Below are 15,256 nucleotides of genomic sequence, written 5' to 3' on the forward strand. Positions count from 1 at the left end.
GAACTATTAAATATTACAACTTTAAATTCATGATATATTGCTCACCAATAATACCTATTTTTCTAATTCCTGTATCTTGAAATCCAACTTTTTGATACAGTTTTTGAGCAGCTATGTTTTTGTGATTAACAGCTAAAACAATTTCATTACAGTCAGGGAATTCATTTGCAACAAATTTCCTTAGTAATAACATAGCTTTCTGAGCATAACCTTTTCCTTGTTCAACTTGATTAATTGATAATGCTGTTAGTAACATAGCCTGTGGGTTGTTTGAGTAATCCTTCACTCGTTCAGTTGTGTGTAATAAGAAGAATCCAACTGGTTCCCTATTATTAAGTATAACCATTCGATACTGGCCTTCTATTATTTCTTTATAGTTTCTTGGCAATGATGTGAATTGAACTTGCTGTTTAGGAAGTTCAAAAGAATCCAGAATCTCCATATGTTCATTCGAGAAGTGCACTAACTCTAAATAATCAGTTTTATTCATTTGCTATTCCTCCTAAACTCATACTATGATGCTAACCTGCCCCTATAGTTCCATTAGTCAAAGGCTGCCTCAGCAACCTCTGTATGCATCCGTTAGTTCTATAAGCTCTTATTAAAGTCCACCATCTACCCCATCAATTTCTACTCCCCTACTAAAATCCCGAGTAATTTTTAATAGATTATCTTTAGTGGAGATAGTTAGCTCTCCTTCTTTATCATAAACTTTAGATGATTTCTCGTCATAAACCTTAATTTTTAAAGTATATTTGTAATCAATTGTACTATCATCATTTTTATTTTTTTCTTCAAGGTTAAGATCTTGTACCTCAATACTTTTATTAATTTCCTTGGCAACCATTGATGGTATGGAGTAATAACGGTTTGCTATTTGAGTATCATATTCATCTTTTGATAAATATTCTTTAACATTGTTTGCAATTTCATCTGAAGTCGGAGGATTAGAGGGGTTTTTAACGTTATATCGTTCCATACTGTAATCTCTAACGAATTTTTCTATATTAGCCTCTTTCGGCATATCTTTGTCACAAGCAACTACACCAATAAACAATACAAACAAAAACAATAAACTAAGAATTTTCTCCATGATAGTCACCTCATTTCTTTGAATGTACCTACACTCTACATATTCTACTTAAAAAGTAAATTACCCTCGTAGAACTAACCTGACCCTTTAGTTGTATAAAGAAAAAGCTGCCTTAATGACAGCTCTGATTTTTTACTGACGCACTCCTTATTCATTATGAGTAGGTTTTCGTTGTCAGTCCTTCGTAATCAGAAACCATCTGAAGGAATTTTTGTTTCTCTTCTAGATAAGGGAAGTGATTACTTTTTTCAAAAATATAAAGTTTTGAACTTTTTAAACCTGCCTTTATTTCTTCAGAAAAAACAAGAGGACATTGGGCATCGTATCTTCCACAATAAACAATGGCCGGGATAGTAACCTGATATAGTTCATGTTGGATGTCGTAGTTTAGCAAGTCGTTAAAGGAATAGTAATCTAGCCTTTTTTGCACAACTTTTCCACTGCTCGGTTTTTTAAAATATTCGTCCGTTCTTTCTATGTTATATAAAGACATATTAGTCCATTGTCTATTAGCCTCCCTTCGCTCTTCAATGGTAGAGTCAGGTGATTTTAGTACGGCAAAAATCTTTTTCAGTTTTTTATTTAGTGGACTACAAGGACTATACATACTGCCTTTGTGTTCCATATATTTATTAGTAGCGGTTGCTCCTCCAACTAATAGTTTTGTCAGAGATTTTGGAAACATTGTTGCATAAATTAAACCAAGCATTCCTCCAGTTGAATGCCCTGCAAAACACCATTTATCATGATTTAATGCATCTCTAATAGCCTCTAAATCCTTAGAGGATTCTTTCATACTTAATTCCTCATCTATACCTGCTTTGCAAGAGTTTCCTGCTTCTTTTAAGTTTATTAGGTAAACTTTAAATTGATCTACAAAAGCGTCGGCGAAATAATAACCTAATTCATTAAACTCACTATATAAATGGGTAATACACACTGGTTCTCCTTTTCCTTGGGTAAAGATCTCAAACCTACCACGAGATGTACTTATAAACATTCTCTCCCACATAACGGTTCCCCCTAAAAATAAAAATGTACATTATTGTAAATTCGGTATTTTCAGAGAGAATCCTTCAAGCTACTATTGAACCATCCTGGCCTTTTAGTTCCATAAAGAAAGAGCTGTCTTAAAGACAGCCCCGATCTTCTGCTAACGCCCGTTAGTTGAAGAAGAATTATCTATTCTTCGTATTCATAGATAATAAAATCAGTATTAGGTGGGAGTTTTTCTGAGGTTTTTGTAATCGTTGAAAATTGACTATCATTCGATATTGCAAAAAGATTATTACCATCAAAACTAACTCAAAACACACAGTCATTCTCAAATAAAGTAACTACTAGAATATTAATTGAGCCAATCGCTCAGCTCTTCAAGAAGCTATTGCCACGTTACTTTAAGTACAATAATTAACATTTATTACAACCAAAAGTGAAAATAAATAGAAATCCAGATAAATAAGTTTTACTTCATTGATTTATTATCAAGTTTTTAAATACCAACTTATCCATCAAATAAACAGCACAAAAAAATGAGCAGGAAATGAATCTCCAAGCTCAATGTATTTTCATGTCCGTGTTTTACTAAAGCACCCTTAGTCAGCAAGATTAGGAGTTCATAGGTTAGTTCATCCTTTTACCATGGTTATTTTGGGTTCTTCACAAGAAATAATATCAATCGTGTTATTTAAGCAGGGGATCTGATAATGAATGTAATTTTCATATGGACATATATCTTCTCGTTCATTCGTGGCTATTTTTATAAAATCCAAGTACCTTGACTTGGTATATATCCGAAATAGCTCTCCCTTTGATATTTCATAATTATCTATAGAATATGAAAAACATTCATCTATAACAGAATATGAAATAAATGATTGAAATTCTAATTGCACCATAGGTAAGTCGATGTTGAACGTAGATCTATTAATAAGCAATCGTAATGAGTGTTCTTTAGGTTCTAATATTTCTTCCAAATAAATATATCCTTTCCATTGCATCAAATCATTAAAATTCAACTTCATAATCACTCATTTCTTAATTTGACTATTTAATTTCCCAGACGTCTTGATGAATTAACCTTCCCCGTTAATTCAATAAGAAAAACAAGAGGTACATATGCACCTCAATGATCTTCAAGTAAAGCCCTGTATCTTTAGGCTTAATTGAATAATTTGCAACGCAACTAAATATAAATGAAACAAGAAAACCCAATAATGCTTTGTGCGTAAAAAGTAATCTCATTCTTACAAAGCCCGCTAATTATCAGTATTGTATAAAGAATATTGCTTCTTCATATAATTTGTTACTGTTATTTTATAATGCGACCTTTTCCATATGGTAAACACATGGGTGTACCAAAGATTGGATCTGCAATCATTTTACATTTCATTTCAAAAACATTCTCTACAAGATCTTCCAACATTATATCCTCTGGTTTCCCTTGTTTAAATACTGTGCGATTCTTTACTGTAATAATATGATCTGCATATCGACAGGCTAAATTAATATCATGCAATACCATAATGATTGTACGGTTTTGGGTTTCATTTAATTCGAACAATAAATCCAAAATTTCAATTTGATGCGTTAAATCCAAATAAGTTGTAGGTTCATCTAATAAAATGATATCTGTGTCTTGTGCCAAAGTCATCGCAATCCAAGCTCTTTGTCGTTGACCTCCTGATAATTCATCTACATTTTTATGTTGCAAATCAATCAGCCCTGTAGCCTTAATGGCATCAAGTACGATTTCCTCATCTTTTTCAGACCATTGTTTACGCCAAGATTGATGAGGGTATCGACCTTGTTTCACCAACTGTAGCACCGTTAAACCTTCTGGTGCGATTGGCGATTGTGGTAGGATGGATAGTTTTTTCGCAACATCCTTTGTCGACAATTCAAATATATTTTTCCCATCCAATAATACTGCTCCTTGCTTTGGTTTTAATAGGCGAGCGATCGAACGTAGTAGCGTCGATTTTCCACATCCATTTGCACCAATTAAAACACTAATCTCATTCATAGGTATGGTTAAACTTAAATCTTCTATAATAGGCTCTATGCCATAACTTAATGTAAGTGAATCAATCTTTAGCGACTCTGACATAACTTACAATCTCCCTTAATTCTTTGGTTTTTTTAGTAATAAATAAATGAAATAAGGTGCACCGATTGCTGCAGTAAATACACCTGCTGGCACTTCTAAAGGATTAAAGGCTGTTCTGCCAATAATATCAGCAACCATCACCAAAAATGCACCGATTGCTGCACTCGTTGGAATTAACAGCCCAAAAGCCGAGCCGACTAAACGCCTTGCAATATGAGGAGCTATCAAACCTACGAAACCAATTGCACCTGTAAACGCAATAGCACTCGCCACTAAGCTCGAACATAAAACTATTAAAGTAAATCGAAATTTTTGTACCGGTTGTCCTAAGCCCGTTGCCGTCTCATCCCCAAAATCTTGCACGTTCAAATGACGCACGAGGAAAGTTAATATACTAAGCAGAATTATTATGACCGGTACCATAATTTGAACTTCATGCCATTCAGCTGTTCGGACACTACCTATAATCCATTTTTGTGCTTCAGCTGCTAGATGTATCGGACCAACAATCATCAGTAGCGTCGTTAATGATTGTAAAAAGATAGAAACACCTAGTCCAATTAATACTAATCTTGATGGTGTAACACCATCTTTCCATGCTAGTAGATATACGAATAGTCCGACTATTGTTGCACCAATAAATCCTGCTAAAGGCATCCACTGAATGCTAACGGTCAATGAATGATTTAAATCACTAAATATAGCCAAGAAACCAACTACAGCAGCACCTCCACCCGCAGAAATCCCAATAATATCAGGAGATGCTAGTGGATTCTTAATCATACCTTGTAATACCGCACCGGCCACGGCAAGAGCTATTCCAGCAAACGCTGCTACGATGATTCTCGGTAATCTAAAATCATTAATGACCAACTGTGTATAATCATCACCGTATCCGAAAATTGCTTTCAATACATGTACTGGGCTTATGAACGATTCCCCAAAAGAACCACTCAAAAGAAACGCAAGCACTGCGATCATACAAATAATAGTAGCTCGTTTCGCAACATGTAAATCTACTAAATATGAAAATGTTCCATTAAATGAACGAATTGATTTTAATTTTTTCATGAGTTTTTCCCACCCTTTCTAGCCAAATAGATAAAGAATGGGGTTCCTATAAATGCCGTCATTACACCAACAGGCACTTCACTCGGCATAATAATATAACGCGCGCCGACATCCGCTACGAGCAAGAGTATTGCCCCAAGTAAAGCCGACATAGGAATCAACCAACGATGATCTGTACCTATTATTTTCCGTGCAAAATGAGGGATAATAATACCAATAAAGCCTATTGGGCCAGAAATGGCAACAGCTCCACCTGCAAGTAATATCGTAATACTACCAATAATAGATTTGAATAGCCCAATACGTAAACCAAGACCTTTAGCCACATCATCTCCAAGAGCAAGTACATTCATTTTCGATGAAATGGCCATTGCCATAACCCAACCTACTACTAAATAAGGTAAAACAGATAATAAAATTCCCATTTTTCTACCTTGCACTGACCCTGCCAACCAAAATAACACCTGGTCCATATTTGCTTCATTCATCGCTAATAACCCTTGTGTATATGAAGAAAATAATGCACTAATTGCCGCACCTGCAAGCGTGATTTTTAGAGGGGTTGAAGCTGTACCTCCTGAAGCACTTATTCCGAGTACTACAATCGTCGCTACTGCCGCCCCTAAAAATGCAATCCATGCAAATGCCTGTAAACTTGTTACATTAAAAAGCACTAATGCGAAAACAACCGCAAAGCCTGCACCTGCATTGATACCTAGAATGCCAGATGATGCTAAGGGATTCTTTGTTAATGTTTGTAGTAAAACACCCGTTATAGCCAATGAAGCACCCACACTAGCTGCTATTAACGCACGTGGAATCCGTACGTTTTGAATAATGATTTGCTCGTTCGAATGATCGAAATGCACAAAGGATTGTATCGTTGTATGCAATGAAGTATTAGCATATCCATATAAAATACTAATACATATAAAGAACAGCATGAGTAATAGTGCAAGTAACAAACCTACCACTTTACATTTGTTTTTTTCCAAAATCATCTATGTATGGCTCCTTCAAGAAAATATTGACATTACTATTATACCATTATATGATAATTACATAATTGAAAATGATTCTCATTTTCAAAATTTCAATCATATTTTACCATAGAAACTGGAGGAAAAAAAGTGTCTACATTCAAGAAAGTATTCGCCCTTCTACTGACATCTATTATGCTAATTGCATTAGCGGCTTGTGGAAATGACGACAAAGTAACAAGTGATACAAAAACAGAAACGGCTACAACGACAACGATTGAGCACGCTATGGGTACTACTGAAATCAAAGGTACTCCAAAACGCATAGTTGTCCTTTCAAATGAAGGAACAGAAGCTGCCCTTGCACTGGGTGTAACACCAGTGGGTGCTGCACAATCATATGAAGGCGACCCTTGGTATGATCATATAAAAGACCAAATGGGCGATGCGGTAGTAGTTGGTACAGAATCTGAAATAAGCATTGAAAAAGTTGCTTCATTAAAACCTGATTTGATTATCGGTACTAAAATTCGTCAAGAAAAAGACTACGCAAAATTAAGTAAAATTGCTCCAACAGTTTTCTCTGAAACACTACGCGGTGACTTCAAAAGTAATTTTGAGCTTTATTCACGTGCTTTAAACAAAGAAGCTGAAGGTAAAAAAATATTAAAAGCTTATGACGATAAGATTATAGCGACAAAAGAAGCACTAGGCGATAAAACAAAACAAGAGATTTCTGTCGTTCGTTTCATGACAGATAAGAGCCGTATTTATTATACAGATTCATTCTCAGGTGTTATTCTTGATCAACTTGGATTCCCGCGAGTTCCAGAGCAAGAAAAATTCTTCAAAGATAACAACAAACTAGGTAAATTAGCGGTTGATTTAGGTAAAGAAGCAATTCCTGATATGAACGGCGATGTTCTTTTCTACTTTACTTTCACACCAACAGGTGACGACAGTGCTTTAACTACTGAAAAAGAGTGGACAGCTGATCCACTTTGGAAGAACTTAGATGTAGTTAAAAAAGGCAATGTTCATAGAGTAGATGATGCAATCTGGAACACTTCTGGTGGTATCCTTTCTGCAAACATCGTACTAGATGAAATCAAAGAAATATTCTCTAAATAATAAGATTAGCACTTCATTCCGCTATGAGTGAAGTGCTTTTTTAAAATTATAATGTAAAGTTGGTGACATATGAATTTACAACAATACAAAGTAATACAACAATCAACTATTTCTTCAACTGCTATCCCTTTAAATTGGTTACAACAGCAGGACATACTCATGCCACTCATATATCAATATGCCAAAACACTTAACACAGATTCCATTGCTACAGCGGGTTCCTTATTTTTAAAGAAATTAGCGCTATTAACCGCATCTTCTTCTATCGATTACTTTGGTTTCCAAAACAAAAAAGACGATTGGTGGTCAGAAGCATATTTTGATTTGACAAACTTTCAATTGCTCCTGCCTTATAAGACATTTCCACCACTACAAATAGATTGGCGACATAGACTTTTAATTGATTTCTTTACACCCATCGTCAAAATTATTTGTAAAGCGTGTAAAATACCACAGAAAATACTCTGGGAAAACATCGTTATACGAATTAACCGTCCTTTTAGATATTATGCAACACAATTACCAACTGAAAAAATAGCACAAGTATTCCATTCTATTACTGAGTGCTGTGAAGAAGTGCGTCCGTATATGTCTTTGGATGAATTCAGTGGCACTCGACAAACGTGCTGCCGGTCTTACCTACTCCCTAACCAAACAAATGAAAAATCATACTGCTCAATCTGCCCCTTACTCACATAAAAAAACTCCTTTTTCAGATTCAATTCGAAAAGGAGTTTTCATTATTTCGCTTTCTTTGATGCCCTAGCTATAACTGTTGACTTGGAATAAGTTTTGATTAAAATATAGCTACAAATAATGTTTCTTATAGAAACCATAGCCCCTCTTTTGAACAAAGATTGATCATTTCGAAAACCAAATCTTTAACTAAATCACCCTTTAGTATCGTAAGAAAAAGAGTTGCCAATGCAACTCCCTTATTGAAGTAAAGTACCTGTTATTTGAAGATGGATTGTACTTTTAAAGCAACTTCTTTCGGTTTAACGTCAAGGAGTAACAGTTTTTCTATATCTACCCATATTGGCAAATACATACCCCTATCTCTATTTTTATAGGTGTATTCTTCACCTTGCCCAGTACCAAAAGTTCCTTCGATAATTTCAGCTAAGAAAAAGTATTGTGTACCGTTAAACTCAACCTTTGCAAAGCACTGAATAACGTTGACTTTTACACCTAATTCCTCAAAGGCTTCTCTTTTTGCCCCTGTTTCAGGATTTTCACCTTCTTCAATTCCACCACCGGGAAAAACATAGTAAACAGAACCGTTTCTAATTCTTTTAATCAGTCCAACCTTGTTATTTTCTACAAGTACAACCGAACCTCTATCTCTCACACATTATCCTCCCTTATTGCATGCACTTTAACCTACCCCTTTAGTTCCTTAAGAAAAAGAGTTCCCAATGCAACTCGCCTATTGAAGTAAGCACCCGTTAGCTTAAAAAAGTTATTTTAATTCATTGACTAAGAGGTCCTTATGATAATGGGATAAATCAAGCAGTTCAAAGCTTCTATTATTAATTAACTTAGTAAGGATGTTTACTTCATCCCAAGCTAAATCATAAAGGGATTTATCAATAATCCTATTAAAAAAAGCCTCTTCAAGCTCATCAGCATCTTTTTGTATTATTTCTCCAGAAGGTAACAAAATAATATCTAAATATAAATCATCCAAATAAGGAATATCATTATCTACTCCATTTCCAAGGCAAACATCAATATACCATTGAACTATATTCCCATTATTATCAAACATCGTTGTTACTGAATGCTTTTTTTCTAAGGGGAATTGTTGAAGCCACATGTAACCATCATCAACAATACATATATTCTTTTCCTCATACCGAACGGATAATGGTTCAGCAACTTTAATTGTATGTAATAAAGTTATATAGCCCTTAAATTCTTTAGTATCAAAAAACGCTTGTGCATATTTTCTATCCAAGACACGTTTCCACTCTAAACGATTTCCATATTTTCTCTTCAGCATTTTCATCCTCCAAATCGAAAAATATTTATCTAATGATAATCTTCTAATTTTAGTATTTTCCATAAAACGGGTGTTTTCTTTTTCCACTAACTTACCCCGTTTGTTGAAGAGGAGGAAGGAATATCTTTATTGATGTATGAATTATCGATTATCTTAAAGTAAGGGAGTAATATTCCTAATAAAGATACAGTACAAATTATTGATCCTATTAAAAAGTACAATGGTCGTATTCCCCAAATTTCACTCAAAAAACTACCTGCGAGCACACCTAATGGCATAACACCTCTAATAATAAAAAGTCGGACAGAGGATACTTTACCCATTAATTCATTTGGCACAGTTTGCTGAAAAATAGTTATATTATGTACACCAAAAAATGCCATTGCTATTCCGGCAATTATCTCAGTAATTATGGCAAAAACGATACTATGGTTAAAACCTAAAGAAATAAATGTTAGGCCTCCTATAACTAATGCTCCCAACATTAAAACTCTACGACTTTTAATTTTAATTTTCCCGACTAACATCGAACCAACTACATAGCCTAGAGGAAAACTTGCCATAAAATATCCATACTCTACATAACTACCTGATAATTCATTTGTTATATAAGGAAGATTTACAACCATTGTGACCCCTACTCCAAATTGAACAAAGGCCAAAAAGATTCCTAACCAAACAATAACCGGTTGTTTAAAGAAATAAGATATTCCTTCAATAAATTGTTCCAGCCAAGAATTTCGTACGATTTGAAAACTTCTTGTCTCCTGAATAAAAAGCAAAAGTGTACCATAATAATTGGAGGATAAGGGATGGTAAAAAATACAATAGCCACATACTGCCCAGTGCCATCGTGGAATTTGTAAGTTGATATATAAGAACTGAGTTACAAAAAGTACCGAAAGCCCCTCCTAATTCAGAGATAACATTACCTATCCATACAATAAGAAACTGACGGTTCTTTAATAAATTGTTACTCATCCATCATCACCCCCTTTATAGTCATCATAAATCCATTTATTAGGTCAACTGGTCGCAAACATTGCATTGTAACATCGGTTTATCATTTTTCTTATACAGCTAACCTGCCCTTTAGTTACATAAAGAAAAAGCTGCCTTAAAGACAGCCCCGATTTTCAGCTAATGCACCTGTTAGTTCGATTCGCTTCTCGTATATTCCGAAATATCACAGAGTGGACATTCCAGAATATTGCTTTTCCTTTGCTAGAATAAAGTAAATTCCAAGAATAAAAGTAATTATTAAAATGACACAAATGACCCAAAACATTAAAGGATATTGATAATGTACAGTTACTGTTGTAAATCCTGACATCATATCTGTTGTTGTTATTGTATTCTTAACAGGATCATAAAGCATGTCCATAATTAAGTATGTAAGTAAAGATGAAAGAGTAAGAAAAATTCCTATCGCACGTTTCATCTTTTCACCTCCTAAACCGTTAAACTGTATACAAATTAACGAAATATAAACAAAATCCTATTCCACTAACCTGCCGCTGCGCCCCGTTATTTCAATACGAAGCTTTAGATTGGCACAAAAATTAATAATTTTACCATATAACAAAAGAATTTTTTATCATATTCAAAAGGCTGCCAAATGATGGCCTTCACCATCTTTTATAAATAACAAAAAGATGAGAGTATCATCGATTTCTATTAAAGAGGTACATTAGAGTTATTTATCTTTAGACTAATTTTTTTGAAAATTTTCATCCATAGAAAATAACAGGCAACGCCAATAACAGATCCTATGGTATTTAAAATTACATCATCAATATCCGAACTTCTTCCCCTACCTATTTCAAAAATGGAGCTTAAGATACTTTGTAAGAACTGTATAAATTCAATCCCAACGGTACAGAGAAAAGAATACCAAATAGCTTGCTTATAACTGTTTACCCATTTGAAATAGAGTAGAGTAAATGCAAATGGTGTAAGCATTAATGCATTTCCAACGATTTGGAATAATGGAGAAGGATTATTATGAAGAACTTCATAAATCCCTTTCATAGGTATTAAATTTATGGAGTGAACGAAGAATTTTAAGTTTTCCAATGCGAAATGTACGTTATCAAAAAAGAATAGATATTCAACCGTATTATGATACAATACGCAAACATACACAGAAAAACAAATCCCAATTAACCAATCAAATGCGTTTTGTAATTTTGTTCTTTTTAATAGGAAAAACATACAAGCTGTTATAATAGAAATATTTAGCAACACTTGCGGAATGAACAATAAGAAAAAATGAAAATCACTTAAATAATTTAAAAAATTTTCTCCGTAAAAGATAACGGGAACCCCTAATAATATGTATTTCTTCATATTTTATCTCCTTATATCAATCATCTTTTAAATTATAACAATGTTTACTTATATTTCTATAAATTCATATAATTAAGTAATACTTATCTACCCTGATTGTTTTAAGAAGGGTATTTTTTACGTGAATATAAATGTATGATAAGTATATTTATCACACATTCAGAAGGCCGCCAATTGGCGGCCTTCTTATGGCGCGAATGCACCCGTTAGTTGCAAAGTTAGAGTGGTTTAAATTGGCAAACTCATAGTAATTGTTCTGATGTTGAATCCTAACTTTTCATACAGTTTAATTGCTTGGTTTCCTGCAAATGCACTTAGACGGACCTCTGAATATCCATCTTGTTTCAGATAATCAATACCTGCTCTCATTAACATTTTGGATATTCCTTTGCCTCTAAATTCTTTTAAAACAAATAGTTCATAAATAAATCCATTTGTCTTATCTGTAAATTGATCTTTGTTTGTTCCTATTAAAATCCAACCCATTAATTTATCATTTTCTATTGCAATTAAGTAATAGTTTCCCTTCTCTAATAGTGGTTCAATAAGTTGTTCAATTTTTTGATTAGTGGGTCTTACTTCTCCTAACGTACCCTCAAATACAGCTTGTGAAGAAAGTAATAAAACACTTTTGAGTTCCAAATCATTTGGTTTTCTAATATCCATTGGTTGAGTACAATCCTTTCAAAATTCTTTTTAGGAAATTATTCCATTTAAATTCTGGTTTATATTCTTTTCGATACTAAAAAAGGAAATCCTTCGTCCACTAATCAGCCCTTTTAGTTACATAAAGAAAAAGCTGCCTTAAAGACAGCCCTGATTTTCAGCTAACGCACTCATTAATATAAGAATATCTATTTCTTTAATGGCATAAAGAAGGAAGGGGTTAACTCCATACTTTCAATTACAATAGCAGTTAATCCTTTATCTGATTTCGTTTCATGCCATTCATCTTTCTCCCAAAAAACAGCATCTCCAGACTCAACTTTAAAATATTCTTCTTTATCATTACGAACGTATCCTTCTCCTACTATTACTACCAATAGTTGAGGTACTACTGCTTGATGATACCCCACCACTCCGTTTTCTTCCAAGTGCATACATCCTATATTTGCTGCTTTATCTGTTTGAATAACACGAGACATAATAAAATTTGAATTAAACTTTGAAATCCTCTTACCGCTATCTTTACTAAATGTATAAAACTCCATTATGTCCCCCCAAAGAATTAGTATATATAACAAGTATTCAACCACGTTAAACGAAAATCCTTTAATTCTTATTCAACTAAACTATCCCGTTAGTTGTATTAGATCGTTGACAAAAACTGTGGAGTAAAGGTGATGGAGAAAATTATGAATTAAAAAAGGAAGAGTAGCATATCACTCTTCCTTTTCCTCAATTTTATTCTTATCTAACTTTAAAGAAATCTCTCTAAGTAAAGAGTTTCTTTCCTTTTGCGTTTTGATAAAGCTGATTAAAAACCAAGCAATAAATACTATTGGAATCAAATAAAACAGTAATCCAGCAAATGTCATAAAGTCAAACCAATTCATTTTTTACCTCTCCAATCCTCTATTGGAAATTATAGCATAACCACCTTAAATAAAAATGCAAGAAAAAAATTGATGAACAGTTCGAATACATTTACCAGTAGGCCTGACGGTAAACCTCGCACCAAGGGGCTATATCACATCCAGAACGTCAATAACTATCACCGAAGACTGAGCGTTTTAACGGTGTGGCGAACAAATATCTGAACAATTACCTTGCGTGGTTTCAAGTATTAGAAAGCATCCATCATCAGAGAAATGAAGTTACGGTGAATGATATGATAATAGAAGAGAATTTAATTCCAGATACAGAAACATATGATACACATAGGTTATCTCTATTAAAGGGTATTTCTTTAATCGAGCAGTTTAACTGAATAAGATATGATAAAATAATGTTAAAAAGAGGGAAATATAGAGGAATCAACATGACTATTTTTATGTATATTTTTGCTGTTTTTTCATTTTTAAGCTTCATATTTTTTTCATTTAAAAATAAAGAATTTTATCAAAATGAAGATTTCGATATAGGTTCTTCAGAAATTGTAGGGGAGATAATATTATATATAATTAATTTATTACCTTGGTATTTAATAAAGCTATTTATGATGCTACTTTGCTTGGGGTTGTGCATATTTTGTGCATGTTATTTTATTTATGCGTAATGAATTATTAAGTGTGTCATTTAAAGAAATTATGAACACGACTCTTATGGAACTGTTGAGTTGGGGAATTTACGGAGCATCTGGATTTGAGTCAATATTTTGGACACAAAAAAGTTAAATCTTAAGCTGTATTTCTAATTTGATCTTCAATGGCTTGCGGGGTTTGGTACCCCAAACTACTATGAATCCTTTTTCTGTTATACCAACCCTCAATAAATTGGAATATCGCTAATTTTGCTGTTTGATAGTCTTGATATTGTACATGGTTTACTTCTTCTTTTTTTAATATGGCATGAAAGGATTCAATGCAGGCATTATCATATGGGCACCCTTTCTGGCTAAAGGACTGCTTAATATGATGATTTTGGATATGTTGAGTAAACTCAGCACTGGTATATTGTGAGCCAAGATCTGTATGAAGAACTAAGCCCTCTGCGGGCTTTTGTGATGTGTGTGCGTGATTGAAAGCTTTTATAACCAGTTCAGTCGTCATAGAACGTGAAAAGGAATAGCCTACTATTTTCTTAGAATGAAGATCCAATACAGAAGCTAAATAACACCATCCGTCGTTTAATGTATGAATATACGTGATATCGGCTGCCCATTTCTCATTAATAGTATCGGTCGTAAAATCACGTTTGAGCAAATTCTCTAACTGTATAACCTTTTCTTTAGATGGATAAGGACGGTATTTTTTCTTAGTGATAGAACGGATTCCCATCTTGCTCATTAAGCGCTGGACACGCTTTAGACTTAGGCTAAATCCTTTGGTTAATAAGATTTCATGTATCTTGGGAGCACCATAGCGACGCTCGCTTTCTAGGTGAATGTGATGAATTTCTTTCGTTAGTTCTTTGTTTTCCTGTTCGCGATTTGATACGACAAGTTGAAGAGACTGATAATGGCTACTTCTTGAGATTTCTAATACTTCACATATTTTCTTTACGGGATATTGGTTCTTGTGTTCCACGATAAATTCGGTGAGATCTGTCTCGGTTACTTTTTGGCGAATATGGCCATAGCCTTTTTTAGGATTTCAACTTCCTGCTTTAACCGAAGGTTTTCCTTCTGTATCGCAGCCAATTCCTTCGGAGTCATGTTATCTTCCCCTAAACCAATAGGGGTAAATTCTTTAACCCACTTATAAATCGTTACGTCAGATACGCCATATTCGCCACTTAATTCTCTTACTGAGTTACCCGAGTGATAAAGATCTACAATTGTCTTCTTAAACTCATTATTATATTTTTTGCCTGTATGCTTACGTTCCAATCCGAACACATCCTCTCAAAAATCATTG

The 15,256-nt window shown here is 33.9% G+C and carries 16 protein-coding genes and 2 pseudogenes; 3 read left to right on the plus strand and 15 right to left on the minus strand.

The window, feature by feature from the left end; genetic code table 11:
- Positions 1-13 precede the first annotated feature (13 nt).
- The 6 genes from ACQKL5_RS08320 to ACQKL5_RS08345 all read right to left on the minus strand — a co-directional run bounded on the left by ACQKL5_RS08320 (position 14) and on the right by ACQKL5_RS08345 (position 6,274).
- Entirely contained in the window at positions 14-490 is a 477-nt protein-coding gene (locus ACQKL5_RS08320; RefSeq protein ID WP_427607887.1) for a GNAT family N-acetyltransferase, read from the minus strand.
- A 111-nt stretch (positions 491-601) separates the two neighbouring features.
- On the minus strand, positions 602-1,093 hold the full coding sequence (locus ACQKL5_RS08325; protein WP_427607888.1) for a hypothetical protein: 492 nt from the start codon (positions 1,091-1,093) through the stop codon (positions 602-604).
- Positions 1,094-1,247: 154 nt separating this feature from the next.
- The gene (locus tag ACQKL5_RS08330) at positions 1,248-2,105 is read right to left on the minus strand and encodes an alpha/beta fold hydrolase (RefSeq protein ID WP_427607890.1); all 858 of its coding nucleotides are present in this window, start codon (positions 2,103-2,105) and stop codon (positions 1,248-1,250) included.
- Between the two features lie 1,299 nt (positions 2,106-3,404).
- Positions 3,405-4,202: an ABC transporter ATP-binding protein gene (locus ACQKL5_RS08335; protein ID WP_427607891.1), complete on the minus strand. Its 798-nt coding sequence runs from the start codon at positions 4,200-4,202 to the stop codon at positions 3,405-3,407.
- Positions 4,203-4,217: 15 nt separating this feature from the next.
- The gene (locus ACQKL5_RS08340; RefSeq protein WP_427607893.1) at positions 4,218-5,183 is read right to left on the minus strand and encodes a FecCD family ABC transporter permease; all 966 of its coding nucleotides are present in this window, start codon (positions 5,181-5,183) and stop codon (positions 4,218-4,220) included.
- Between the two features lie 86 nt (positions 5,184-5,269).
- Positions 5,270-6,274, minus strand: coding sequence for a FecCD family ABC transporter permease (locus ACQKL5_RS08345; protein WP_427607894.1), 1,005 nt, complete (start codon positions 6,272-6,274; stop codon positions 5,270-5,272).
- Positions 6,275-6,403: 129 nt separating this feature from the next.
- On the opposite strand from ACQKL5_RS08345, the gene ACQKL5_RS08350 reads away from it, so the two are divergent.
- Together ACQKL5_RS08350 and ACQKL5_RS08355 are read left to right on the plus strand one after the other, a co-directional pair.
- Complete coding sequence (locus tag ACQKL5_RS08350) at positions 6,404-7,384, plus strand: ABC transporter substrate-binding protein (protein ID WP_427607896.1); 981 nt, start codon at positions 6,404-6,406, stop codon at positions 7,382-7,384.
- 69 nt (positions 7,385-7,453) lie between these two features.
- Positions 7,454-8,083 (plus strand): hypothetical protein, encoded by a 630-nt coding sequence (locus ACQKL5_RS08355; RefSeq protein WP_427607898.1) that lies wholly within the window; start codon positions 7,454-7,456, stop codon positions 8,081-8,083.
- Positions 8,084-8,339: 256 nt separating this feature from the next.
- Here the strand turns inward: ACQKL5_RS08355 and ACQKL5_RS08360 are convergent, their stop codons facing one another.
- From ACQKL5_RS08360 to ACQKL5_RS08395, 8 genes and pseudogenes are all read right to left on the minus strand, one after another.
- Positions 8,340-8,735 carry an NUDIX hydrolase gene (locus tag ACQKL5_RS08360; protein WP_427607900.1) on the minus strand — a complete coding sequence of 132 codons (396 nt, stop codon included), beginning with the start codon at positions 8,733-8,735 and terminating at the stop codon, positions 8,340-8,342.
- Positions 8,736-8,846: 111 nt separating this feature from the next.
- On the minus strand, positions 8,847-9,476 hold the full coding sequence (locus ACQKL5_RS08365) for a DUF402 domain-containing protein (RefSeq protein WP_427607901.1): 630 nt from the start codon (positions 9,474-9,476) through the stop codon (positions 8,847-8,849).
- Positions 9,476-10,370: pseudogene (locus ACQKL5_RS08370) on the minus strand (MFS transporter). The gene ACQKL5_RS08365 and the pseudogene ACQKL5_RS08370 overlap by 1 nt, the downstream one beginning before the upstream one ends.
- A gap of 205 nt (positions 10,371-10,575) precedes the next feature.
- Positions 10,576-10,830 (minus strand): hypothetical protein, encoded by a 255-nt coding sequence (locus ACQKL5_RS08375; protein WP_427607903.1) that lies wholly within the window; start codon positions 10,828-10,830, stop codon positions 10,576-10,578.
- A 236-nt stretch (positions 10,831-11,066) separates the two neighbouring features.
- Positions 11,067-11,738 (minus strand): VanZ family protein, encoded by a 672-nt coding sequence (locus ACQKL5_RS08380; protein ID WP_427607904.1) that lies wholly within the window; start codon positions 11,736-11,738, stop codon positions 11,067-11,069.
- Positions 11,739-11,966: 228 nt separating this feature from the next.
- Positions 11,967-12,404, minus strand: a complete 438-nt coding sequence (locus ACQKL5_RS08385; protein WP_427607906.1) for an N-acetyltransferase family protein — start codon at positions 12,402-12,404, stop codon at positions 11,967-11,969.
- A gap of 188 nt (positions 12,405-12,592) precedes the next feature.
- Complete coding sequence (locus tag ACQKL5_RS08390) at positions 12,593-12,949, minus strand: cupin (RefSeq protein WP_427607907.1); 357 nt, start codon at positions 12,947-12,949, stop codon at positions 12,593-12,595.
- Positions 12,950-13,120: 171 nt separating this feature from the next.
- Positions 13,121-13,294, minus strand: coding sequence for a hypothetical protein (locus ACQKL5_RS08395; RefSeq protein WP_427607909.1), 174 nt, complete (start codon positions 13,292-13,294; stop codon positions 13,121-13,123).
- Between the two features lie 99 nt (positions 13,295-13,393).
- Here ACQKL5_RS08395 and ACQKL5_RS08400 point away from each other — a divergent pair.
- Positions 13,394-13,668: pseudogene (locus ACQKL5_RS08400) on the plus strand (hypothetical protein); the annotation flags it as partial.
- A 409-nt stretch (positions 13,669-14,077) separates the two neighbouring features.
- Here ACQKL5_RS08400 and ACQKL5_RS08405 read toward each other — a convergent pair.
- Positions 14,078-15,228, minus strand: a protein-coding gene (locus ACQKL5_RS08405) for an IS3 family transposase (protein ID WP_427607910.1) whose coding sequence is annotated in 2 segments (ribosomal slippage) — positions 14,078-14,979 and positions 14,979-15,228 — 1,152 coding nt in all. Because the reading frame shifts where the segments join, the coding sequence is not laid out codon by codon here.
- Positions 15,229-15,256 lie beyond the last annotated feature (28 nt).

This window comes from Peribacillus sp. NPDC097675 (genome assembly GCF_050277655.1).
Classification (GTDB): Bacteria; Bacillota; Bacilli; order Bacillales; family DSM-1321; genus Peribacillus.

Coding starts and splice junctions, on each gene's coding strand:
- ACQKL5_RS08320 (WP_427607887.1), bottom strand. CDS start 490: ATGAATAAAACTGATTATTTAGAGTTAGTGCACTTCTCGAATGAACAT.
- ACQKL5_RS08325 (WP_427607888.1), bottom strand. CDS start 1,093: ATGGAGAAAATTCTTAGTTTATTGTTTTTGTTTGTATTGTTTATTGGT.
- ACQKL5_RS08330 (WP_427607890.1), bottom strand. CDS start 2,105: ATGTGGGAGAGAATGTTTATAAGTACATCTCGTGGTAGGTTTGAGATC.
- ACQKL5_RS08335 (WP_427607891.1), bottom strand. CDS start 4,202: ATGTCAGAGTCGCTAAAGATTGATTCACTTACATTAAGTTATGGCATA.
- ACQKL5_RS08340 (WP_427607893.1), bottom strand. CDS start 5,183: ATGATCGCAGTGCTTGCGTTTCTTTTGAGTGGTTCTTTTGGGGAATCG.
- ACQKL5_RS08345 (WP_427607894.1), bottom strand. CDS start 6,274: ATGATTTTGGAAAAAAACAAATGTAAAGTGGTAGGTTTGTTACTTGCA.
- ACQKL5_RS08355 (WP_427607898.1), top strand. CDS start 7,454: ATGAATTTACAACAATACAAAGTAATACAACAATCAACTATTTCTTCA.
- ACQKL5_RS08375 (WP_427607903.1), bottom strand. CDS start 10,830: ATGAAACGTGCGATAGGAATTTTTCTTACTCTTTCATCTTTACTTACA.
- ACQKL5_RS08380 (WP_427607904.1), bottom strand. CDS start 11,738: ATGAAGAAATACATATTATTAGGGGTTCCCGTTATCTTTTACGGAGAA.
- ACQKL5_RS08385 (WP_427607906.1), bottom strand. CDS start 12,404: ATGGATATTAGAAAACCAAATGATTTGGAACTCAAAAGTGTTTTATTA.
- ACQKL5_RS08390 (WP_427607907.1), bottom strand. CDS start 12,949: ATGGAGTTTTATACATTTAGTAAAGATAGCGGTAAGAGGATTTCAAAG.
- ACQKL5_RS08395 (WP_427607909.1), bottom strand. CDS start 13,294: ATGAATTGGTTTGACTTTATGACATTTGCTGGATTACTGTTTTATTTG.